Raw genomic sequence first — 23,016 nt, 5'->3', positions numbered from 1 at the left:
GGGCTGGTCAGAACGCCCGATTCAGGCTCAAGGCCGCGAGATCCAGCGCCGCCTGGCAGGGATCGGCCACCGACCCCTGCACCCACCAGCCAATAATCCCCTGGTCGGAGGCCCGCGCGGTGACCCCACAGGAAGACTGGTCGTTGGGGTCGCGTTCCACGTAGACAACGGACCCGCCGAGCTTCTCGTTCTCCACCTCGTAGCCGAGCCGCTCCGCGGTGTCCTTCTCCACGCGCATAGAGCCGTGCTCGAACCAGTTGAGCGTCACCATCGCGGAGCCGTCCGTGCTGTTCCAGCGGCAGATCGCGCCCGAGAAGGTCGAGGCCAGATCCGGCACCCCGGTGATGTCCGCGAGCTCCAGCGGCTCCACCACTTGGCATTCCCGCAGCAGCTTCGCGAAGTCCCTGGGGTGGGCCGGCCCGGCGGTCTCGTTGACGTCCGGGGTCGGCGACGCGCTGACACAGCCGGCCACCAGGGGCAGCATGGCGAGCGCCAGCGCAGCGGAGCCGGCGCCGAGACTTCCTCGAGTCGTCATTGGGCCCGCTCCAAGGTCATTGTCGCCAACTGCCGCGCCACCCCGCACGTGTCGACGCCCAGTGCTGGCGGGAGGACGAGGGACCAGACATAGAAGTCGTCCCCGAGGCTGATCCCGACCTCGCAGAGCGTCCCGTCCGAGGTCCGCCCCTCGTAGCCGTCATGGCCGGCGATCGAGATCGCCTGCACCACCCGGCCAGTGGTGTCCACGATGGTGTGCTCCCGCTCGATGGGGCTGCCCCGATACCAGGAGAGGCTGCCATGCCCGCCGCCCGCCATGTCGTCCCACGAGCAGCCAACCAGGTTATGGAAGGAACTCATCCCGGCCGGGAGCGTGGTGAGCCGCAGGAACTCCTCGTCGCTCACCCCGCCGCACATCTGCAGGAAGGGGCCCGGCTCGGCGACCATCGGCGCGTCCGCAGCCGGTGCCGCGGCAGGGCCCGGCCCCGCGCCGGAACCGCAGCCCGCGAGCAGCACGGGGGCGACGACGAGCCCGCACAGCACAGCGCCGAACCCGCCCCGGCCGACGCCCACCCGCATAAGTCCCACGGCCGGAAACTGTACCAATTTTGGGCCATTGCGCTCTCCAACCGCCAAACCTGAACTAATGTCCACATTGGAAGAGGCTCACTCAATAGTTCGGGGAACAAGCGAATGTCCGCAAGAATCAGCAGAAGGCAAGCACTCTTCGGCGCCGCAGCCGCCGCCGGCGGGCTCGCTGTTGCCGCGGCGGGCACCGGGCCCGCCCTCGCGAGCTCGGGCTCCAGCCGCGATGTGGACGTCGTGGTGATCGGGGCGGGGATGTCCGGACTGGCCGCGGCCCGCGCGCTCACCGCCGCCGGCAAGTCGGTCCTGGTGCTCGAGGCCCGCGACCGGGTGGGCGGCCGCGTCTACTCCATCAAGACTCGCGGCGGCCGGGTGCTCGACGGCGGCGCAGAGTTCATCGGACCCACGCAGGACCGGATGATCGCGCTGGCGCAGGAATTCGGGGTCCAGCGGCTGCAGACCTTCAACACCGGCCAGAACGTGTACTACCGCGCAGGCCAGCGCAGCACCTTCGACGCGGACGGCCCCCTCGGCGCCATCCCCCTCGATATCGGCATCGCGGAGGTGGCACTGGCCCAGGAGACCCTCAACGGTCTCGCGAATGGATTCCCTGTCGGCCGCCCCTGGGAGTTCGCCCGAGCCAGGGAGTTCGACTCGCAGACCTTCGCGCAGTGGATCGCCGCCAACTCGGTCACCGACAGCGCCAAGTTCCTGCTGGGCCTGGCGGGCAGCGCGACGCTGTCCGTGCTGCCCCACGAGGTGTCGATGCTGTACATGCTCAACTACATCGCCGCCGCGGGCAACGAGCAGCACCCCGGCACCGTCGATCGGCTCATCAACGTGCGCGACGGCGCCCAGGAGGAGCTGTTCGTCGGCGGCGCCCAGCAGATCCCCATCGCGATGGCGAAGTCCCTCGGCGAGCGCGTCATCCTCGACGCCCCGGTCCGGTCCATCGCGCAGACCGGCGGTGGCGTGACCGTGACCGCCGACGGCCACACCGTCAACGCCCGCCGGTGCGTCGTCGCGATGTCCCCGGCGATGTTGCCGACCATCGATTTCTCCCCCACCCTGCCCGCCAATAAGCTGCAGCTCAACCAGCATTACGCGATGGGCTCGATCGCCAAGGTGATGGCCGTCTACCCCACCGCCTTCTGGCGGGAGGCCGGGCTGACCGGACAGGCCACCAGTGACCAGGGTCCGATCGACGTCACCTATGACAACTCGCCGGAGGACGGCAGCGCCGGCATCCTGATGGGCTTCATCTCCGCGTCCGAGATGCGCCGGCTCGACAACGCCTCCCCCGCGGAGCTCGAGGCGGAGGCGATCGAGTGCTTTGTGCGCTACTTCGGCGAGGCGGCGCGCCACCCCGTCGACTTCGGCTTCATGCGCTGGGACGGCGAAGAGTACTCGCGCGGTGGGCCCGTCGCCACCACGCGGCCCGGCGCGCTGACCGACCTTGGCCGGGCGCTGCGCGAGCCATGCGGCACGGTGCACTGGGCCGGGACCGAGACGGCCGACTACTGGACCGGCTACATGGACGGCGCGGTGCGCTCCGGCGAGCGGGCCGCCCAGGAGATCCTCGACGCGCTCTGACCCGAAGCAAAGCGCGCCCCCGGCCAGTGGCCGAGGGCGCGCTTTCATACAGCTCAGATCAGTGCATCATTGCCGCGGAGGCGGCGGGGTTGGCCGCCGCATCTGCGTCATCCGCGCTGGGCGGGCTGATGGGCTTGCGCGGCAGGAAGAACGTGGGGATTAGCGCCACGAGAACCAGTGCGGTTGCCAACAGGAAAGTGACCCCGAAGGAGTCTGCGGCCTGGCCTAGCCCCTCCAGCATTTGCGCCGGGGACAGGTTGAACATGCTAGCGGCCTGCTCGTCGGCCTGCGACGCGATGGCCGGGCTGGCGAGCGCATGGCTGGCCAGCTGCGCAGTCAGGACCACCGACATCACGGCGGTGCCGATGGAGCCGGCGGTCTGCTGGACGATGTTCATCAGCGTCGAGCCCCGGGCGATCTGGTGGTCCGTCAGAGTCGCCAACGCGGCGGTCATCAGCGGCATCATAGTGGCGCCCATGCCCATGCCCATCACCGCAAGCGAGCCACCGAGGATCCAGTAGGACGTGTCCGCCGAGAGCTGGCTGAACGAGCCCATACCGACGGCGATCAGCGCCAAGCCGACTATCACGATCTTGCCGGGCCCAATTTTGTCCACGAGCTTGCCGGCCAACGGCATGGTCAGCATCGCGCCCAGCCCCTGCGGCGCGATGAGGAGCCCGGCCATCAGGGTGGACTCACCACGCACCTGCATGAAGTAGCTGGGGAACAGCAGCCCCGAGCCCATGAACGCGACGATGAAGATGGCCATGGTGATCACCGCGATCGTCAACTGGCGGTTCTTGAACAGGGACAGATCGATCAGCGCGCCCTTCTTGCGCAGCGCGTGGAACACGAATGCCACCACCAGGGCCAGGCCGATGAGCCCAGGCACCAGAACCTTGGTGGCCGCGACGGTGCCGGCCTCCGGGATCGAGGAGACGCCGAACAGGAACAGCGCCAGGCCCGGCGAGAGCAGCAGCATGCCGACGAAGTCGAAGGACTCGGACGGCTTGGGCGCGTCGCTCGGCAGCACCTTGAGCGTCACGATGAGCGCGATGATGCCCAGCGGCAGGTTGATGATGAAGATCCAGTGCCAGGACGCGACCTCGATGAGCCAGCCGCCGAGGATCGGGCCCGCGATGGGACCCAGGAGCATTGGGACGCCGAGCACGGCCATGACGCGGCCGATGCGCCGCGGCCCGGCCGCACGGGTCATGATCGTCATGCCCAGCGGCATCAGCATGCCGCCGCCGAGGCCCTGGAGCACGCGGAAGCCGATCAGCGAGGGCAGGTCCCACGCGAAGGCGCAGGCCACGGAGCCGAGAATGAACAGCACCAGCGCGACAATGTAGAGGCGCTTGGTGCCGAACCGGTCAGAGGCCCAACCCGTCACCGGGATCACGGTGGCCAGCGCCAGCGTGTACGCGGTCATCGTCCAGGCGACGGCGGCGTAGGTCTGCGGAACGCCATCGCTGCCGAACACCTGCTGGAAGGTCGGTAGCGCGACGGACACCACGGTGATGTCGAGGATCGACATAATCGCACCGAGCACCACCACCGCGGAGATCTTCAGGACGGTCGCGTCCAGCTTGTCCGGGTCGACGGCCGGCGCCGCGCCGGGCGGCCCAGCCGCCGGGGATGGGGATTTACTCATCGTGCGAAGTCCTGACTGTCGGCAGCGAGCAGGTCAGCGCCTGCAAGTGCGTTATTGAGTGCGTCGGCCAGCAAGGAGGCTTCTTCGCCTGGCACAACCTGCACAAAGGTCTGAATCTGTGCCCGCATGACGCTTTCGTAGACGCGCGCGGTCTCCTGCCCTTGCTCGGACAGGGTGACCAGCTTGATGCGCCGGTCCTCCGCATCCTCGCGTCGGTGCACCAGGCCCAGCGCCATCACTTGCTCCACGTTGCGGCCCGCGGTCGCCACGGAGACCCCGAGCTGCTCTGCGAGCTCGTTGATCTGCAGGGCGGTGCCATGCTTGGCAAGCGTGAACACCACCCTGGCCTGGGTGAAGGAAAGGTCAAGATCGAGGAGCGCATCGAATAGCTCGGTCTGGCAGCCGCCATGCAGGCGGTCCAGGAGCACCCCGATCGCGCAGGAGAGCCTCTCGGCAGCAGTTTGATCCACAGGCGAAATAGTAACGGCGGTGCAACTAGTGCGCCAATGCAAGGATTATGACCTTCGACACAGGCCCTTGGCGGCGCAGTCGGCTCAGCCGACCCGCTCCGCACACGGAGACACGTTGTCCTCGTAATACACGCCACCGACTAGCGTCGGGGTATGACCCGCACCCTCATCTTGATGCGCCACGGCAAGGCCGAGAGCCCGTTCGGCATTGCCGACCATGACCGCCCGTTGGCTCCCCGCGGCCGCCACGAGGCGGCGCTGGCCGGCGAGCTCCTGGAGCGCTACGACGTGGACGCGGCGCTGTGCTCCACCGCGGAGCGCACCCGCCAAACCCTCGCCGCCACCGAGCTCGACGTCCCGACCGAGTTCTCCCCCCGGCTGTATCTGGCGGACCCCGAGAGCATCCTCCTGGACATCGCCGAAACAGATGATTCCGTCCAGACGCTGCTTGTCGTGGCGCATTTCCCCGGAATCCCGGAGACCATCCTGCAGCTCGACCCTTCCGGCCCGCACACCGACGAGATCCTCGACCGCTTCCCCACCTCCGCCTACGCCGTCATCGAGGTCCCCGGCGAGTGGTCGGACCTGCAGCCGGGCGCCACGACCGGAGCCGCCGCCGTCACCGAGTTCACGATCCCGCGCTGACGGCCTGGAAACCACTGCGGCCCCCGACTCGAATCGAGTCGGGGGCCGCGGTGTGTTGGTGCAGGCTTAGCGGTAGTCGCCGCCGAACGGGTAATCGTCCAGCGGGACGGCCGCACCGGTGGCGGCGCCGAAGCCGCCGTCCGGGCCGTAGTACTGATCGTCGTAGGCCGGCACCGCGTATGCGGCGGCGCGAGCCTCCTCGGTCGGCTGGACCTGGATGTTCCGGTACCGGTTGATACCAGTTCCGGCCGGGATCAGCTTACCGATGATCACGTTCTCCTTGAGGCCGATGAGCTTATCGCTGCGACGGTTGATGGCCGCATCGGTCAGCACTCGGGTGGTCTCCTGGAACGACGCCGCGGACAGCCACGAGTCAGTGGCCAGCGAGGCCTTCGTGATGCCCATGAGCACCGGACGGCCTGCGGCCGGCTCGTTGCCCTCGCCGACGGCCCGGCGGTTCGCCGTGTCGAAGTCGCTGCGCTCGATCAACGCGCCGGGCAGGAACTCCGTCGCGCCCGAGTCGATGATCGTGACGCGGCGCAACATCTGCCGCACGATGACCTCGATGTGCTTGTCGTGGATCGACACACCCTGTGCGCGATACACCTCCTGCACCTCGTTGACCAGGTGGATCTGCACGTCGCGGGGACCCATGATGCGCAGGACCTCGTGCGGGTCGGCAGCGCCCTCGAGGAGCTTCTGGCCCACCTCGACGTGGTCGCCGGCCTGCAGGGGACGCTCGTAGGCCTCGCCCTCGGGACGGTGCTTGGCCAGACGCTGGCGCTTGGAGAGCTTGTCGTAGACAACCTCTTCGCCGCCGTCGTCTGGGACCACCGTGATCGTGTAGAAGCGGTCGTCGTCCTCGATGCGCACCCGGCCGGACTGCTCCGAGATCGGGGCGCGTCCCTTCGGGATACGTGCCTCGAACAGCTCCTGGACTCGGGGCAGACCGCCCGTGATGTCCGCGCCGGCCGCACCACCCTGGTGGAACGTACGCATGGTCAGCTGGGTACCCGGCTCACCAATGGACTGCGCGGCGACAATACCGACGGCCTCGCCGATGTCGACGAGCTTGCCGGTGGCCATCGAGCGGCCGTAGCAGAGGGCGCACACGCCCGTGCCCGTGCCACAGGTCAGGACCGAGCGGACCTTGACCTTGGTGATGTGGGCGTCGAGCAGTGCCTCGATCGCCGGGTCGCCGAGGTCGAACCCGGCCTGGACGACGACGTTGCCGTCGGCATCGACCGCGTCCGAGGACAGGGTCCGGGCGAAGGCCGCAGTCTCCACATGCGCGTCGCGGAGCAGCTTGCCGGTGGGCTCGCCGTTCGCGTCGAGCTCGGGCTCGGCGATGGAGATCGTAATGCCGCGCGGGGTGCCGCAGTCGACCTCGCGGACGATGACGTCCTGCGAGACATCCACCAGACGACGGGTCAGGTAACCCGAGTCGGCGGTGCGCAGTGCGGTGTCCGCCAGGCCCTTACGGGCACCGTGCGTGTTAATGAAGTACTCGAGCACGGTCAGGCCCTCACGGAACGAGGACTTGATCGGACGCGGGATGAACTCGCCCTTGGGGTTGGTCACCAGACCCTTCATGCCCGCGAGCGCGCGCACCTGGGTCATGTTGCCCGCGGCGCCCGACTTCACGATCATCGGAATCGGGTTGTCGTCCGGGTAGTTCGCCTCCATGGCGACGGCGACCTCATCGGTGGCCTCCGACCAGATCTTGACCAGCTCGCCGTTGCGCTCGGTCTTGCCGAGCTTGCCGCGCTGGTAGAGCTTCTCGATCTGCTCTGCACGCGCCTCGAAGGCCTCGAGGATCGCTTCCTTCTCCGGCGGCACCAGGACATCCGTCATGGCGATGGTCACGCCGGAACGGGTGGCCCAGTGGAAGCCCGTGTCCTTGAGCTTGTCCACCGTCTGCGCGACGACGATCATCGGGTAACGCTCGGCGAGATCGTTGATGATCTCGGCCTGGCGCTTCTTCGGCATGACGTCGTTGACGAAGTGGTAGTCCGCGGGCAGGAGCTCGTTGAAAAGCACCCGACCCAGCGTCGTGTCGGCGATCCACGGCTGGCCGTACTTCCAGCCCTCCGGGAACAACTCGGCCTCTACGGCCTTCGACGGACGCTGCTTGTCCAGGCGGATCCGGATGCTTGCCTGCACGGACAGCACGTCGCGGTCGACGGCCATCTGCGCCTCGGCCGGCGTGGAGTACACGCCGAACGCGGCCTCGTCGGTGGCGGCGGGCTTCTGCTCGCCCAGTGCGCCCTCGACCAGACGGGTCAGGTGGTACATACCCGTGACCATGTCCAGTCGCGGCATGGCCAGGGGTCGGCCCGACGCGGGAGACAGGATGTTGTTCGAGGACAGCATCAGGATGCGGGCCTCGGCCTGCGCCTCCGCGGAGAGCGGAAGGTGCACGGCCATCTGGTCACCATCGAAGTCGGCGTTGAACGCCTCACAAACGAGCGGGTGCAGCTGAATGGCCTTGCCCTCGACGAGCTGCGGCTCGAACGCCTGGATGCCCAGACGGTGCAGCGTCGGCGCGCGGTTCAGCATCACCGGGTGCTCGTTGATGACCTCTTCGAGGACGTCCCACACCTGGCTGCGCTGACGCTCGACCATCCGCTTGGCGGACTTGATGTTCTGCGCGTGGTTGAGATCCACCAGGCGCTTCATCACGAACGGCTTGAACAGTTCGAGTGCCATCAGCTTCGGCAGACCACACTGGTGCAGCTTCAGCTGGGGGCCGACGACGATCACGGAACGACCCGAGTAGTCGACGCGCTTGCCCAGCAGGTTCTGACGGAAGCGGCCCTGCTTGCCCTTGAGCAAGTCGGACAGCGACTTCAGCGGGCGGTTGCCCGGACCGGTGACGGGACGGCCACGACGGCCGTTGTCGAACAGCGCGTCCACAGACTCCTGCAGCATGCGCTTCTCGTTGTTGACGATGATCTCGGGCGCGCCGAGATCGATCAGCCTCTTGAGACGGTTGTTGCGGTTGATCACGCGACGGTACAGGTCGTTCAGGTCCGAGGTGGCGAAACGGCCACCATCGAGCTGGACCATCGGACGCAGCTCCGGCGGGATAACCGGGACGCAGTCCAGGACCATGCCCAGCGGCGAGTTGCCCGAGCGCTGGAACGCCGCGACGACCTTGAGTCGCTTCAGCGCGCGCAGCTTCTTCTGGCCCTTGCCGCTGCGGATGGTCTCCCGCAGATCCTCGGCCTCGGCATCGATGTCATAGATCTCGATGAGCTTCTTGATCGCCTCGGCGCCCATGGTGCCCGTGAAGTACTCGCCGTAGCGGTCCTCAAGGTCGTTGTACAGGCGCTCATCGATGATGAGCTGCTTGGTCTCCAGCTTGATGAAGGTCGTCCAGACCTCCTGCAGGTAGTCCAGCTCACGCTGCGCACGCTCGCGGATGTGGCGCATCTCGCGCTCGCCGGCATCCTTGACCTTGCGACGGGCGTCAGCCTTGGCGCCCTCGGCCTCAAGAGTCGCCAGGTCGGACTCCAGCTTCTGGGCCCGCTCCTCGAGATCGGTGTCGCGCTGGTCCTCGACACCCTTCTTCTCGACGGTCATCTCAGCCTCGAGGGTGGAGAGCTCGTTGTGACGCAGCTCGTCCTCGACGGCGGTGATGACGTATGCCGCGAAGTAGATGATCTTCTCGAGATCCTTCGGGGCCAGGTCCAGCAGGTAGCCCAGACGGGACGGAACACCCTTGAAGTACCAGATGTGCGTCACCGGAGCGGCGAGCTCGATGTGGCCCATGCGCTCACGGCGAACCTTGGCGCGGGTCACCTCGACGCCGCAGCGCTCGCAGATGATGCCCTTGAAGCGCACGCGCTTGTACTTGCCGCAGTAGCACTCCCAGTCCCTGGTGGGACCAAAGATCTTCTCGCAGAACAAGCCGTCTTTCTCGGGCTTGAGCGTGCGGTAGTTGATGGTCTCCGGCTTCTTTACCTCGCCGAAGGACCAGTTGCGAATGTCCTCTGCGGTGGCGAGACCGATTCGGAGTTCGTCGAAGAAGTTGACGTCGAGCACGTAACTTCCTTTCCCCTTTTATGGGATATGGACTGGGCCGGTGGAGCGCCCTGTCCTGACTGCCAAATTCAAAGTTGAGTTGCCGCCTCCGGCCGGGATCACTCCCGGCCGGAGACCGAAAACCTAGTTGACCAGATCGTCCATGGTGGCCGACTCGTTCTTGGACAGGTTGATGCCCAAGTTCGCTGCCGCCCGCTCCAGGTCCTCATCGTCAGAGCTGCCCATCTCGATGGCCTTGCCATCGGACGCCAGCACCTCGACATTGAGGCAGAGCGACTGCAGCTCCTTGAGGAGAACCTTGAACGACTCCGGAATGCCGGGCTCCGGAATGTTCTCGCCCTTGACGATCGCCTCGTACACCTTCACGCGGCCGACCACGTCATCCGACTTGATCGTCAGCAGCTCCTGCAGGGTGTATGCAGCGCCGTAGGCCTGCATGGCCCAGCACTCCATCTCACCGAATCGCTGGCCACCGAACTGGGCCTTACCGCCCAGCGGCTGCTGCGTGATCATCGAGTACGGCCCGGTGGAGCGAGCGTGAATCTTGTCGTCCACCAGGTGGTGCAGCTTGATGATGTACATGTAGCCGACAGCAACCGGGTACGGGAAGGGCTCACCGGAGCGGCCGTCGAACAGCACCGCCTTGCCCGTCCCGTCGACCATGCGCTCGCCGTCGCGGTTCTTGAGCGTGCAGGCGAGCATGCCCTCGATCTCGTCCGGCTCCGCGCCGTCGAACACGGGGGTCGCGGTGTTGGAGTCGGCAGGCGCCTCCAACATCTCCTCGGGCAGGCGCTTGGCCCACTCGGGGTCGCCCTCGACCTTCCAGCCGGTCTTGGCGATCCACCCGAGGTGGGTCTCCATGATCTGGCCGATGTTCATACGACGGGGCACACCGTGCGTGTTCAGGATGATGTCGATCGGCGTGCCGTCCGGGAGGAACGGCATGTCCTCCTGGGGCAGGATCTTGCCGATGACGCCCTTGTTGCCGTGGCGGCCGGCGAGCTTGTCGCCGTCCTGGATCTTGCGCTTCTGCGCCACGTAGACACGGACCAGCTCGTTGACGCCAGGCGCCAACTCGTCGTCGTCGTCGCGGGAGACCATGCGGACCCCGATGACCTTGCCGGACTCGCCGTGCGGAACCTTCAGCGACGTGTCGCGAACCTCGCGGGCCTTCTCACCGAAGATGGCGCGCAGGAGGCGCTCCTCCGGGGTCAGCTCCGTCTCGCCCTTGGGCGTGACCTTGCCGACGAGCACGTCGCCGTCGCGGACCTCGGCGCCGATGCGGATGATGCCGCGCTCGTCCAGGTCGGCGAGGACCTCCTCGGAGACGTTCGGGATATCCCGCGTGATCTCCTCGGCGCCCAGCTTCGTGTCACGGGCATCGATCTCATATTCCTCGATGTGGATCGAGGTCAGCACGTCCTCTTCGACGATGCGCTGCGAGAGGATGATCGCGTCCTCGTAGTTGTGGCCTTCCCACGGCATGATCGCCACGAGCAGGTTCTTGCCGAGCGCCATCTCACCGTTCTGGGTGCACGGACCGTCCGCGAGGACCTGTCCGGCCTCGACGCGATCGCCGTCATTGATGATCGGCGTCTGGTTGGCCGAGGTGCCCTGGTTGGAGCGCTCGAACTTGCGCAGCAGGTGCGTCTGACGGGTGCCGTCGTCCGCCATCACCGTGATGAAGTCCGCCGACACCTCCTCGATGACGCCAGCCTTGTCCGTGGTGACGCAATCTCCGGCGTCGACCGCGGCACGCAGCTCCATGCCGGTGCCCACGAGCGGCGACTCGGAACGGACCAGCGGCACAGCCTGACGCTGCATGTTCGCGCCCATCAGGGCACGGTTCGCGTCGTCATGCTCGAGGAAGGGGATCATCGCGGTCGCGACCGACACCATCTGGCGCGGGGAGACGTCCACGTAGTCGACCTCGACGGGCGGGACGTACTCGACCTCGCCACCCTTCTTGCGCACGAGCACACGCTCGTCCGTAAGGACGCCGTTCGCGTCGGAAGCCGAGTTGGCCTGCGCCACGATGTGGCGGTCCTCCTCGTCGGCGGTCAGGTAGTCGACGTCGTCGGTGACGACGCCGTCGATGACCTTGCGGTACGGCGTCTCGATGAAGCCGAACGGGTTGACCCGCGCGTACACCGAGAGCGAGCCGATCAGTCCGATGTTCGGACCCTCAGGGGTCTCGATCGGGCACATGCGGCCGTAGTGCGACGGGTGCACGTCTCGAACCTCGAGACCAGCGCGCTCACGCGAGAGGCCACCGGGGCCCAACGCGGACAGGCGACGCTTATGCGTCAGGCCCGAGAGCGGGTTGTTCTGGTCCATGAACTGCGAGAGCTGCGAGGTTCCGAAGAACTCCTTGATCGCGGCCGACACCGGTCGGATGTTGATCAGGGTCTGCGGGGTGATCGCCTCGACGTCCTGCGTGGTCATGCGCTCGCGGACGACGCGCTCCATGCGGGACAGGCCGACGCGGATCTGGTTCTGGATCAGCTCGCCGACCGTGCGCAGGCGACGGTTGCCGAAGTGGTCGATGTCATCGACCTCGACGGGGACCTCGACGCCGTCCGGCGAGACCATCGACTTGTGGCCCTCGTGCAGACGCACGAGGTACTCGACAGTCGTGACAATATCCGACTCGGTCAGCACCAGCGGGTCATCGGTCGTCGCCGACGTCAGGCCCAGCTTCTTGTTGATCTTGTACCGGCCCACGCGGGCCAGGTCGTAACGCTTGTCCTTGAAGAACAGGTTCTCCAGCAGCGTCTGCGCGCTCTCCTTTGTGGGAGGCTCGCCCGGGCGCAGCTTGCGATAGATGTCCAGCAGGGCCTCGTCGACGCCGGCGGTGGAATCCTTCTCCAGCGTCGTCATCATGATCTCGGAGAAGCCGAAGCGCTCCTGGATCATTTCGCTCGTCCAGCCCAGTGCCTTCAGCAGCACGGTGACCGGCTGGCGACGCTTGCGATCGATGCGGACACCGACGGTGTCGCGCTTGTCCACGTCGAACTCGAGCCACGCACCGCGGCCCGGGATCACCTTGACGCTGTGCAGCTCCTTCTCGGTCGTCTTATCGATGGTCTCATCGAAGTAGACGCCGGGGCTGCGCACCAGCTGGGAGACGACGACACGCTCGGTGCCGTTGATGATGAACGTGCCCTTCGGCGTCATCATGGGGAAATCGCCCATGAAGACCGTCTGGCTCTTGATCTCACCGGTCTCATTATTGATGAACTCGGCGGTCACGAAGAGAGGCGCCGCGTACGTGATGTCTTTTTCCTTGCACTCCTCCATGGGAGCCTTGACATCCTCGAAATGCGGATCAGTGAACGTGAGCGACATCGAGCCGGCGAAGTCCTCGATGGGCGACAGCTCGGTGAGGATCTCCTCGAGGCCACCCCTCTGAGCACCATCGCCGCGGGCGATCGCACGATCACGCCACCTCGGGGAACCGACCAACCATTCGAAAGAGTCCGTCTGGATATCAAGAAGCCCGGGCACCTCCAGAGGTTCCCGGATCTTCGCGAACGAAATCCTCTTTGGAGCCCCGGGGATTCCGGATTCTGACTTGGACTGGCGAGAGACTGCCAAGATGCGTCCTTCCAGCACCTCACGCGGGCCGCCCGATGTTCGAGCGGCCGCCGCTGTACCTATTCTGCGGAGTTTGCTGATCGCAACCGGAAACAAACCCTCGGGCAGGACGCGGTCGAATCGAACTGCCATAACCTATGGTCAGGACGATTTGCCGGCCAAACATCGAAGAGCGGACAGGAGGCAATCAGCGCAACGTCCAACCATAGCGGAGAATTGGGCCCTTGTCGAGCTGGCGGCAAAGCGCGCCCCCGGCCGGGATGTTTCGCGTCCGGCGGGGCAGCCTAGGAATTCTGTGAGTACCTCATGTGTCGGGGAACAGCGTGACTGTTCTTGCCCCACACGTCAAGACCCGCCCCGGCGTTTCGCTGTCAGATGGGGTTGATTTCGGAGGCAATCCACTGGCCGTCGACTTTGTTCAGCGTCACCCTCAGTGGCATCTTCGCGGACGCGATATCGGCACCGTCGTTGTTGCCCTCGATACCGAGGAGCACCTCGGCCACCGCCGTGTCGCCGGTGATCGACACGACACCCACGCCGAGCTCGTCTATGGCGGCCGAGACCGAGGTCTTCGCCTGCTTGATGATCTCAGAGTTCGGCGGGGACATGCTCTGGTACTCGTCGAACATGCCCGACGTCATCAGTGGCCGGATGCGGTCAGAATGCCCGTCGATGGTGTTGTAGTCGTACGTGTAGATCGTGGTGATGATGTCCCGGGCGGCGGTCGCGACCCCAGCGGTGGCCACCCCGTCCACGAACGCTGTGTTGACCTCGGAGTGCGCGGATGCGGCGTCATCGGCGGCGCTGTTGCGCTGGACGAAGAAAACTCCCGCGAGCACCGCGCAGAGCGCTGCGGCGATGCCCACGACGATGACTCGGCGCCAGCCCTCCACCTCGGCTGGGGCGGTGGTGGCAGGTTCGGTGGCCGCAGCGCCATCGTCCTGCGCGGCCGGCTCTGCGGCGTTCTTCTCAAGTGAGCCCATTGGTGCCTCCTCCTAGGATCCGGCCGGGTTCTCGGCGGCGGGCGCGGAGCCCCCGGTCGAGACGCCAGGGTCGGTGGCAGTCGCATCTGGATCAGCCGGGGCGAGGGTCGCGCCCGGCATCGTGCCGAACCCCTCGAACAGTTGCGACATAGTGGAGACCTTCCAGACCCCGTCGACCTGGGCCAGATCCAGCGAGATGCCCTGGCGCCGCAACACCGATTCCCCGGTATCCCCGGTGACCGTCTGCGCGATGAAGACCAGCGCCTGGCCGGAACCCGCGTCGGCGTCTAACTTCGAGGCGGAGATCGACACGACTGTCGGAATCTGCGTGACGCCACGCGCCTTGATGTCGTTGGCGAGTTGCTCGCGCACCGACGCATCCTCAAGATCCGCGGCCAATCCCCCCGTGCTCGCGGACTGGATGTTGGCGATCATCGCGTCGGTCTCGTCCGGCGTGACCGTCGTCAAACTCATGGCGGCCTGGGTCGCGTCGGCCAGAAACTGCTCGCGCTGGGCCACGGCGTCCGCGTTGCCGAACGGGGTGTCGTTGCCCAGCGCGGCCACCGCCCACATGGCCCCGCCGACGACGGCGCCGACGAGCGCGAGGACCAGCAACGCGCACACTGCGGCCAAGGCCCGCTTGCGCGTCTTCGGCATTGGCTCCGGCGGCGTGGTCGTCGGTGCGTTCAAGGTTGTCCCATCCACAAGGTCGTCTCTAACGGGTCGTCTCTACAAGGTCGTCTCTAGAAATCGCCGGTCATCCACATGGAGGCTACGCGCACCTGGGCCCGAGGCTCTCCAACGCAGTCCCGCGGCGCCGCCGGCCCTATTCGTCCAGGACTGGCCGCGCCGCGGGCTTGGCAATCGCCCCTCGGACTAGCGGGGCGTCACACCCATGACGGTGGCCAGCTGCGAGGCGATTGGGCGCAGATACAGGGTGTCCGGGAACTGCTTGGGCTTGTTGTCCCACGGCTGCACGATGTCCGGATCCGCCAGCGCGATCCGGTCCGAGCTCCGCACACCCGACGGGTTGCCCACCGGGACGGCGCAACGCGCGTCCAGGTTCACCGGGAAATCATCGGTGGTGTCGTCGAAGTTCGGGTTCTGTGCCTTCATCTCCGCCAGGATCTGCTGAGTGCCCTCATAGCCCGTGCTGCAGGGGACCGGGTTGTTGGTCTCGAGCACCACGCCCATGTGGATCGCGCCGTCACCGGGCGCGAGCGCGGGCGCCGCGGCACCCAGCGCCGGCAGCGCAGCTAGCAGGACCCGGAGACCCTCCCAGACGTCATCCGCCGCCTTGGTGATCACGTCGGTGTGGACGAGCAGTGCGGTGATGTCGTTGCCGCTGGTGGCCACGAAGTCGCCAATCTGGGTGCTGGCGTCCTGCGCGGTGCCGATTAGCGCCCGCACGTCGGGATCACTGGACTTGAGCTGGGCTGTGATCCGGTCCAGGTCCGAGGAGAACGACTGGATCGCCGAGCCCTGCGCCGCCTGCGTCCCCAACACGGTGACGCTGTCCGTGATCAGCGACAGCGTCTGCGGCAGGGCCTCGTGGCCAGCCTCCGTCAGCAGGTTCACGGAGTCGACCAGGCTCGCCAGATCGCCACCGCGGCCATTCAACGCCGCGCCCAACTCGGTGAACGTCGTGTGGAGGGCGTCGACGGGGATCGATCCCGTGAGCGCGGACACGGAGCCGAACAGATCCTCGATCGGCACCGGGGTGGAGGTCTGATCGGAGTTGATCGTGGAGCCGTCCTTCAAGAACGGCCCACTCTCGGACTCCGGTAGAAAGTCGACGAACTGCTCACCGATCGCCGAGCGGTTGGCGACCACTGCCCTCGTCGACTCCGGGATATCCGGTCCGCCCGAGTCCAGCTTGAGGTCCACGACCAGTCCGGCCTCGGTCACCCGCATCTCCCCCACTCGGCCGACGGGGACCCCGCGGTAGGAGATCTCCGCGTTGGGGAAGATGCCGCCGGACTCCTTCAGGTTCATGTGCACGGTGTACTGGCCGATGCCGACCAGATTGTCCAGCCGCGCGTACTTGCCACCGACATAGACGATGCCGAGCACCGCGATCACGAAAAATGCGATCAACTGGAACCGCATCAACTTGGAGATCATCAGTTGCCGCCCTCTCCTGTGGTCGTCGGTGCGCTGGCGGGCTCGAGGCCTGGGATCGCCGGCAGCAACTGATCCAGGCCGAGGGGCAGTGCCGCCCCTACCCGCTGATCGAATGGTGGCGCGGCGTCCGGGGTCGGCAGCAGCGACACGGTGGGCCAGCCCGCGCGCGGTCCGTTGCCCATGATCCAGGGGTTGCTCAGATCGACCGGCACCTGGTGGTCGCCGTACGGCTTGACGTACACCGGGTCTGGCGCGCCGACGCCCAAGTTGTCGAGGGCCTGCCCCAGCCGCAGATCCAAGATCACGTAGACGTTGGCGTAGCCGCCCTTGACGGCCGGCAGGATCTCGTCCGGGATCGGGAAGGTCGGCAAGATCGGGAGGGCGCCCACCAGTGCCGGGGCGCTTTCGCCCAGCGCCTCAAGCGTGGGACGCAGCGCCCGCAGGTTGGCGATCACGTCATCGCGGGTCTGGTTGATCACGCCCGAGCCGACGTCGCCGAGCCGCTCCAACTGCGTGAGCATGTCCAGGAACTGGGGAGTCTGCTCGGCGAGGATCGCCACGCCCTCTGGCAGCTCGTTGAGGACGCCGTCGATCTGCTCGCGCTGCTGCAACACAGTCCCGCTCAGGGTGTTCAACGAGTCGAACGCCCGGGTGATGTCGTCACGCTGCTCGTCGATGCCCGCCACCAGCTTGGTGAACTGCTCGAACAGCGCCCGCACCTCCGGCTCGCGGCCGCCCACGGCCTTGTTCATCTCCTCGATGATGGGCTGGAGCTGGGCGACGCCGCCGCCGTTGAGGAGCATCGACAGCGCGCCGAGGACGTCTTCGACCTGAGCGCCGGTCCCGGTGTTCTGGATCGGGATCGTGTCGCCGCTCTGGAGCAGCTTCGGCGACGGGTTCGTCTCCGGCGCATCGATCTCGACGTACTTCTCGCCGAGGAGGTTTGTCTGTTTCACGTGCGCGACCGCGTTCGCCGGAAGGTCCACGTCGCTGCGCAGCACCAGGCTCGTGCGGGCGTCCCAGCCGTTGGGGGCCAGCTCGATCTTCAGCACCTTGCCCACCGTGACCCCGTCGACCTTGACCGCGCTCTGCGGGACGAGGTCCACCACATCGGCGAAGTCCACCGTGATGTTCAGCGGGTTCTCACCTGTGTCCGCGCCGCCCGGGAGCGGGATCGCGTAGACGCCCTGGGTGCCGCACGCCGAGGCCGCCACGGCCACCGCGCACAACGCCGCCGAGACGGCGAACTTGCGGCGCGGCAGCCCGCGCCGCACCGGCACCGATCCGGTCTGTTCCTTGGTGCTCATCAGTTACCCCCTCCTGCCGGGGCGGACGGCTCGGAAAACCGGGGCGAGGCCTCACCCGGCACGGAGCCTGGTAGGGGGTCCCGCTGCAGGTTGTCCCCGCTGAGGATGCCGAACGGCAGATTCAGCATCGGAGTCTTCACGCCCGAGGTGATCTGGTTCGCGATCTCGTGGCAGTTGTTGATCAGCGGGGCCATCTGACGCTTGAGCGCCTCGAACTCCGGAATGCCCGGGCCCAACTTGCCCATGTTCAACAGCTCGCAGCCGGCGCCGATCGGATCCTGTAGATCCGGAAAGTTCAAGCGCATATGTAGCAGGCCGGTGCTCGCGTCGTATGCGTTGATCAGGTTGGAGATGGCCAGGGGCAGCAGGGCGAGCGACTCCTTCAACTCAGCATTGCGGTTCGCGATGGTGCCGGTCACCGTCTCGAGGCCGCCGATGTTGCTCTCCAGCAGCGACTTGTTGTCACCAACGAAGCGGGCGACATCGCCCAGGGCAACAGACAGCGTCTGGATTGAGCCCGCCATGTTGTCCCGCTCATCGTCGAGGAAGGAGCTGAACTGCTGCATCTGAGTGTTGAACTGGCGGACGTCATCGTCGTGCACGGCCAGCGTGTTCGCGAACACCTGCAGATTCTTGACCGTGTCGAAGATGTCCCCGCGGGAGTCGGACAGCGTGCGGGCCGCCGCGCTGAGCTCGGCGATGGTCGAGTTCAGCGCCCGGCCATTGCCGTCCAGGTTCGCCGCGGCGGTGTTGACCAGGTTCGTCACCGTGCCGTCGGCGTTCATCCCATCCGGCCCCAACGCCTGTGAGACCTCGGTGAGGCTCTCATAGAGTTGGTCGATCTCGACGGGGGTCTTGGTGCGGTCCGCCGCGAGCGTCGCCGTCTTGTCCAGCTTGGGTCCGCCCTCATAGGCCGGGGTCAGCTGGATGAAACGGTCCGGCACCACGGAGGGGGTCACCTGCAGTGCCCGCACGTCCTCCGGCAGGTCGATATCCCCGTTGACCTTCAGCACGACCTCGACGTCGGGTCCACGCGGGGTGACCGCGGTGACTTTGCCGACCTCCACGCCCAGCACTCGGACCTCGGAGCCGACGTAGATGCCGATGGCGCGGTCGAAGTAGGCGGTGATCGTCGTCGCCTTCGGCTTGGCCAGCACGAACCAGGCGGCAGCGCCCACAATCAGCGCCAGCGTCACGCCGAGGACAATCAGCGTCGTCGCCGTGGTGGATAACTTCTTCATGACGGCCATGTGTTAGTTCCCCGCCCCATCGATGTTCAGCATCGGACCGCGATCGCTCGGCAGTTCCGGGATGCCCGGTGGCAGGATATTGCCGACGCTGGTGTCCCACCAGCGGCCGTTGCCAAGCGAGTTGTTGAACAGGTTGTAGAACTGCGCACCCTGGACCATCGCCTTGTCCAGGTTGTCCTGGTTCTTCACCAGCAGGTCCACGAAGGTCTGCAACTGGGTGAGGGCCGGCCCGATCTGCTGCTCATTGTCCGCGACCAGGCCGCTGAGCTGCCTGGACACCTCCTGCGATTGGACCAGCAGCTGGTGGATCGCGGTGCGGCGGCCGTTGAGCTCCGCCAACAGCTCGCCGGACCTGGCGATCAGCTGCTGGAACTCCTGATCTCGGTCGGCGACGATCTTGCTCGTCTCCTTGGTCTCGGCGAACAGCTTGCGGACCGCGTCGTCCCGGGTGGAGATCGTCTGGGAGAGCCGCGTGACGCCGTCCAGTGCGCCGCGAATGCTCTCCGGCGTGCCGGCAAAGGCATCCGACAGCACCTGCATGCTCTGCGCGAGCTGCGCGGTGTCGACCTCCTCAAGGCTCTGCGCCGCATCCGAGAACGCCTCAATCACGTCGTACGGGGAGCTGGTGCGCTCGAGCGGGATCACCTCGTCGGGATCGGCGAGCTGGCTGCCCTGCGGATCCAGACTCAGGTACTTCGAGCCCAGCAGCGTCTTGATCTCGATTCCGGCGCGGGTCTTGTCGCCAATCCAGGTATCGGACACCCGGTAGCTGACGAGGACCTTGTTGCCGTCCAGCTCGACCCCGGTCACCTGCCCCACCTTGACGCCCGCGACCCGGACCTCGTTGCCTGATTTCAGCCCCGCGGCCTCCGAGAACTCGGCGGTATAGGTCGTGCCGGCCCCGAAGAATGGCAGCTTCGAGAAGGAGAAGCCCGCGGCTGTTGCCAGCAGCACCATCACGATGCCGATGATGCCGGTGATCACCGGACTACGTCGGACTGTCATTGGCCCCCCTCCGCATGGCAACGCGGTGCGATATTGGTGTACAGCGGAGTGTTGACCGTCGGGAAGTCCGGCAGGTTCAGATTGCGCGACTGGCCCGGGCCCAACACCACGTCCAGGCCGCAGAGGTAGAACTGGAACCACGAGCCGTACATGGCCGGGCGGTTCAGCGCCTCGTATTTGACCGGCAGGGTCTGGAGCACCCTGTCGACTTCTTCGCCGTTCGCGTTCAACTCGGTTGTCAGCTTGTTCAGGCCTGCGATGGAGCCCTGCAGCGACGGTCGAATCGGCTCGAGCAGGCCCTGCGTCGCGTCCGTCAGATTTGCGAGGCTCTGGATCGACTGTCCTACCGTGTCCTTGTCCGCGGCCAGGCCGGCGACGAGGTCGCGGGTGTTGACGATCATCTGGTCGAACTGGTCCGAGTGCTCGTTGACGGTCTCCAGCACTCCGTTGAGATTGTTGATGACCTCTCCGATGACCTTGTCTTTATCGGCCACGGTGTTCGCGAGGCTCGAGGTGCTGGCCACCAGATTCGTCATCGTCTCGCCCTCCCCCTGGAATACCTGGATGATCGAGTAGGCGAGCTCGTTCACGTCCTCCGGCTGGAGTGTCTTGAACAGCGGCCGGAACCCGTTGAACAGCATGGTCAGGTTCAGCGATGGCGTCGTCTGCTCGAGCGGGATCGTGTCCCCCGCCTCGAGCATCTGGCTCTGGCCGTCTTCGCCCGCTGCCAAGGAGAGGAAGCGCTGGCCCACGAGGTTGCGATACTTGATCGCCGCCGTCGTGCTGGCCGGCAGGCCGCCGTCCCGGTTGACGGAGAACTCGACCTCGGCGCGGTTGCGGTCGACGACCTTGACCGTCTCGACCTGGCCGACCTTCACGCCGCCGATGCGGACGTCGTCGCCGACGTTGAGCGAGGTGGCATCCTCGAAGAGCGCCTTATAAGACGACCCGCTGCCACCGCCGATGTTGGCGATGGAGGCCGCGAGCACGCCCGTCAAGAGCACGGTGATGACGGCGAAGATGATCAGCTTGGTGATGGGGCCGCCGAGCCCCCGTAGTTGCCTTCTCACTTGAACTCCACCTCATTGCCCCGAAGCGAGGGCGCGCCGATCAATGTGGTCCAGCCGGGAATGCTCGACTGAGACTCGCCCGTGGCGCCCGAGTAGACGTCGGCCAGCGCATCCTGCTCGAGCTGCGAGCCGGCGATGCCGACCTGCGGCACCGTCGAGTACTGCGGCAACGGCGGATACAACCGCTGCGCCTCACCCGGGTTGGTGGTCGGCGGCTGGTAGGAGCCGTCGTTCAGACTGCCGTCCGGAATCGGGTACGGCACACCCGGCTGTGCCAGCGGGTAGCACTTGGATTTACGCGTGTCGAACAAGCGCGGCTCGTCCTGGTTCGGGAGGTACCGGCCCTTCGGGTTGACGAAGGACAGCGACACCCTGATGCCCGGGTTCGGATCCTGCCAGCCGACGATGTCGCGGGCATTGACCTCGACGTCGGCGAACGAGCTGAACGTGCACTGGAAGGCGGGCGACGCGTCCGCGAACACCTGCAGCGGCCGCACGGACTGGGCGGAGACGCGGATGAAGCTCTCGCGGGTGTTGTCCAGGAGATCAGCCGACAGCGCGGCGGTGTCCGTCGCGGACAGCAGCAGCGCCCGAATATCCGTCTGCCGCTCCACGATGGTGGCGTTGGTAGTCCGCAAGTTGTCGAGCGCGTCGATCAAGTCAGGCGCGGCCGTCGCGTACACGCGGGAGAACTCGGCCAAGCCGCGCAGGTCCGCCTGCACATCCGGCAGCCGGTCCCCCACCGCGGTCACGATGTCGGACAGCTGCACCAGGTGCTCGCCGATCGACTCGCCGCGCCCCTCGAGCATGTTGTTGATCGACGTCAGCGTCACCGAAAGATCCTGCGGAGGCACAGCCTGGAGGATCGGCAGCAACTTGTCCAGCATCTCGTCGATTTGGACGGCGTTGCCGGATGAGTCCTGCACGATGGTGCCCCCGGCCTTGATCTCGACCATGGGGGCGGTGGAATCCGAGGGCAGTTGCAGGGCCACGAACCTCTCGCCGAACAGCGTCTTCGGTAGCAGTCGCGCGGTGGTGTTCGCCGAAATGTTGTGCATCTGGTCGGGCTTGATCTCGAGCTTGAGCACCACCGTGTTGTCCCGGGCCTCCTGGCTCACGACCGTCCCCACCAGCACGCCCCGGATCTTGACGTCCGCCCGCACCGGCAGCGAGTTACCGGCGCTGTCCGTCTCCAAATAGATCGTGGCGGTCTTCGTGAACACCTGCTTGTACTGCAGCACGGTGATCGCGACAAAGCCGATCACCAGAGCCAATAGCAGCAATCCCAGGAGTCGACGCTTCAGTGTCGAGGTTTGCGAATCCATGGCTCTAGCCACCCACCCTCACGGTCGTCGTCGTTCCCCAAATGGCAAGGCTCAGGAAAAAATCGAGCACCGCGATCGTCACAATCGCGGTTCGCACCGCGCGGCCGACCGCCACACCCACTCCCGCGGGGCCGCCGGAGGCGTAGAACCCGTAGTAGCAGTGGATCAGGATCAGCACGAAGGCGAATATGAGCACCTTGCCAAACGACCAGAGCACATCGATCGGCGATAAGAACAGGTTGAAATAGTGGTCGTACGAGCCCCCCGATTGGCCGTTCATCCACGTATTCACTTGTCGAGACGCCAGATAGGAGGCCAACAGCCCGACAATGTACAGCGGGATCACGGCGACAAATCCGGCGATCATGCGGGTGGTGACCAGGAACGGCACGCTCGGCACCGCCATAACCTCTAGTGCGTCGATCTCCTCCGAGATGCGCATGGCGCCGAGCTGGGCGGTGAAGCCACAGCCGACGGTCGCGGAGAGGCCCAGCGCCGCGATCATCGGGGCTAGCTCACGGGTGTTGACATACGCGGACAGGAAGCCTGTGAGCACCGAGGCGCCCAGCTGGTCCAGCGCGGCATAGCCCGCCATACCGACCACGACGCCCACGAACAGCGACATCATGAAAATCACGCCGACGGTGCCGGCGATGACGGCCAGGCCGCCCGCGCCGAAAGACACCTCGGCCAGCAGCCGGGTGACCTCCCGGCCATAGCGACGCAGCGTGTGGGGGACCCAGCCGATGACGCGGCCGTAGAAGCCCATCTGCTCCCCGGCACGGTCCAGCGCGGACAGCGGCGCTTGCATGAGGCGCTTGGCACGGATGCCCAGCATGCTGTGCTCTTTTGCGATCGTCATCTCT

17 protein-coding genes are annotated in these 23,016 nt (G+C 66.3%); 2 read left to right on the top strand and 15 right to left on the bottom strand.

The genetic code is table 11. From position 1 onward, the window contains the following. Window positions 1-7 precede the first annotated feature (7 nt). A complete protein-coding gene (locus tag TBIF_RS17795; RefSeq protein WP_024796104.1) occupies window positions 8-535 on the bottom strand; it encodes a DUF3558 domain-containing protein in 528 nt (175 codons plus the stop codon). Continuing rightward, complete coding sequence (locus TBIF_RS17790) at window positions 532-1,074, bottom strand: DUF3558 domain-containing protein (protein WP_038171850.1); 543 nt, start codon at window positions 1,072-1,074, stop codon at window positions 532-534. Before TBIF_RS17790 ends, TBIF_RS17795 begins: the two co-directional genes overlap by 4 nt. Before the next feature lie 114 nt (window positions 1,075-1,188). Here TBIF_RS17790 and TBIF_RS17785 point away from each other — a divergent pair, with 114 nt between their 5' ends. After that, entirely contained in the window at window positions 1,189-2,673 is a 1,485-nt protein-coding gene (locus tag TBIF_RS17785) for a flavin monoamine oxidase family protein (RefSeq protein ID WP_024796102.1), read from the top strand. A gap of 58 nt (window positions 2,674-2,731) precedes the next feature. Here the strand turns inward: TBIF_RS17785 and TBIF_RS17780 are convergent, their stop codons facing one another. Further along, window positions 2,732-4,327, bottom strand: coding sequence for a DHA2 family efflux MFS transporter permease subunit (locus tag TBIF_RS17780; protein ID WP_024796101.1), 1,596 nt, complete (start codon window positions 4,325-4,327; stop codon window positions 2,732-2,734). After that, entirely contained in the window at window positions 4,324-4,797 is a 474-nt protein-coding gene (locus tag TBIF_RS17775; RefSeq protein ID WP_038171780.1) for a MarR family winged helix-turn-helix transcriptional regulator, read from the bottom strand. Before TBIF_RS17775 ends, TBIF_RS17780 begins: the two co-directional genes overlap by 4 nt. 153 nt (window positions 4,798-4,950) lie before the next feature. On the opposite strand from TBIF_RS17775, the gene TBIF_RS17770 reads away from it, so the two are divergent. Beyond that, window positions 4,951-5,442 carry a SixA phosphatase family protein gene (locus TBIF_RS17770; RefSeq protein ID WP_024796099.1) on the top strand — a complete coding sequence of 164 codons (492 nt, stop codon included), beginning with the start codon at window positions 4,951-4,953 and terminating at the stop codon, window positions 5,440-5,442. A 66-nt stretch (window positions 5,443-5,508) separates the two neighbouring features. Here TBIF_RS17770 and TBIF_RS17765 read toward each other — a convergent pair whose 3' ends face one another. The 11 genes from TBIF_RS17765 to TBIF_RS17715 form a co-directional block, all read right to left on the bottom strand. Next, window positions 5,509-9,489 (bottom strand): DNA-directed RNA polymerase subunit beta', encoded by a 3,981-nt coding sequence (locus TBIF_RS17765; RefSeq protein WP_024796098.1) that lies wholly within the window; start codon window positions 9,487-9,489, stop codon window positions 5,509-5,511. Between the two features lie 123 nt (window positions 9,490-9,612). Further along, entirely contained in the window at window positions 9,613-13,104 is a 3,492-nt protein-coding gene (gene rpoB, locus TBIF_RS17760) for a DNA-directed RNA polymerase subunit beta (protein ID WP_024796097.1), read from the bottom strand. Between the two features lie 353 nt (window positions 13,105-13,457). Beyond that, entirely contained in the window at window positions 13,458-14,069 is a 612-nt protein-coding gene (locus tag TBIF_RS17755; RefSeq protein ID WP_024796096.1) for a hypothetical protein, read from the bottom strand. Between the two features lie 12 nt (window positions 14,070-14,081). Further along, a complete protein-coding gene (locus TBIF_RS17750) occupies window positions 14,082-14,759 on the bottom strand; it encodes a hypothetical protein (RefSeq protein ID WP_148302319.1) in 678 nt (225 codons plus the stop codon). A 186-nt stretch (window positions 14,760-14,945) separates the two neighbouring features. After that, window positions 14,946-16,193, bottom strand: a complete 1,248-nt coding sequence (locus tag TBIF_RS17745; RefSeq protein ID WP_024796094.1) for an MCE family protein — start codon at window positions 16,191-16,193, stop codon at window positions 14,946-14,948. Next, window positions 16,193-17,500, bottom strand: coding sequence for an MCE family protein (locus TBIF_RS17740; RefSeq protein WP_051461621.1), 1,308 nt, complete (start codon window positions 17,498-17,500; stop codon window positions 16,193-16,195). The genes TBIF_RS17745 and TBIF_RS17740 overlap by 1 nt, the downstream gene beginning before the upstream one ends. Next, entirely contained in the window at window positions 17,500-18,750 is a 1,251-nt protein-coding gene (locus TBIF_RS17735) for an MCE family protein (RefSeq protein WP_084611769.1), read from the bottom strand. The genes TBIF_RS17740 and TBIF_RS17735 overlap by 1 nt, the downstream gene beginning before the upstream one ends. A 3-nt stretch (window positions 18,751-18,753) precedes the next feature. Then, complete coding sequence (locus TBIF_RS17730) at window positions 18,754-19,755, bottom strand: MCE family protein (protein WP_024796091.1); 1,002 nt, start codon at window positions 19,753-19,755, stop codon at window positions 18,754-18,756. Then, window positions 19,752-20,825 (bottom strand): MCE family protein, encoded by a 1,074-nt coding sequence (locus tag TBIF_RS17725; protein WP_024796090.1) that lies wholly within the window; start codon window positions 20,823-20,825, stop codon window positions 19,752-19,754. The genes TBIF_RS17730 and TBIF_RS17725 overlap by 4 nt, the downstream gene beginning before the upstream one ends. Further along, a complete protein-coding gene (locus TBIF_RS17720; protein ID WP_024796089.1) occupies window positions 20,822-22,150 on the bottom strand; it encodes an MCE family protein in 1,329 nt (442 codons plus the stop codon). Before TBIF_RS17720 ends, TBIF_RS17725 begins: the two co-directional genes overlap by 4 nt. 4 nt (window positions 22,151-22,154) lie before the next feature. Beyond that, window positions 22,155-23,012 (bottom strand): MlaE family ABC transporter permease, encoded by an 858-nt coding sequence (locus TBIF_RS17715; RefSeq protein ID WP_024796088.1) that lies wholly within the window; start codon window positions 23,010-23,012, stop codon window positions 22,155-22,157. Window positions 23,013-23,016 lie beyond the last annotated feature (4 nt).

This window comes from Tomitella biformata AHU 1821, assembly GCF_000524475.1.
Classification (GTDB): domain Bacteria; phylum Actinomycetota; class Actinomycetes; order Mycobacteriales; family Mycobacteriaceae; genus Tomitella; species Tomitella biformata.
Note: the sequence above shows the minus strand (reverse complement) of the source record. Positions and strands in the feature narration are given on the sequence as shown.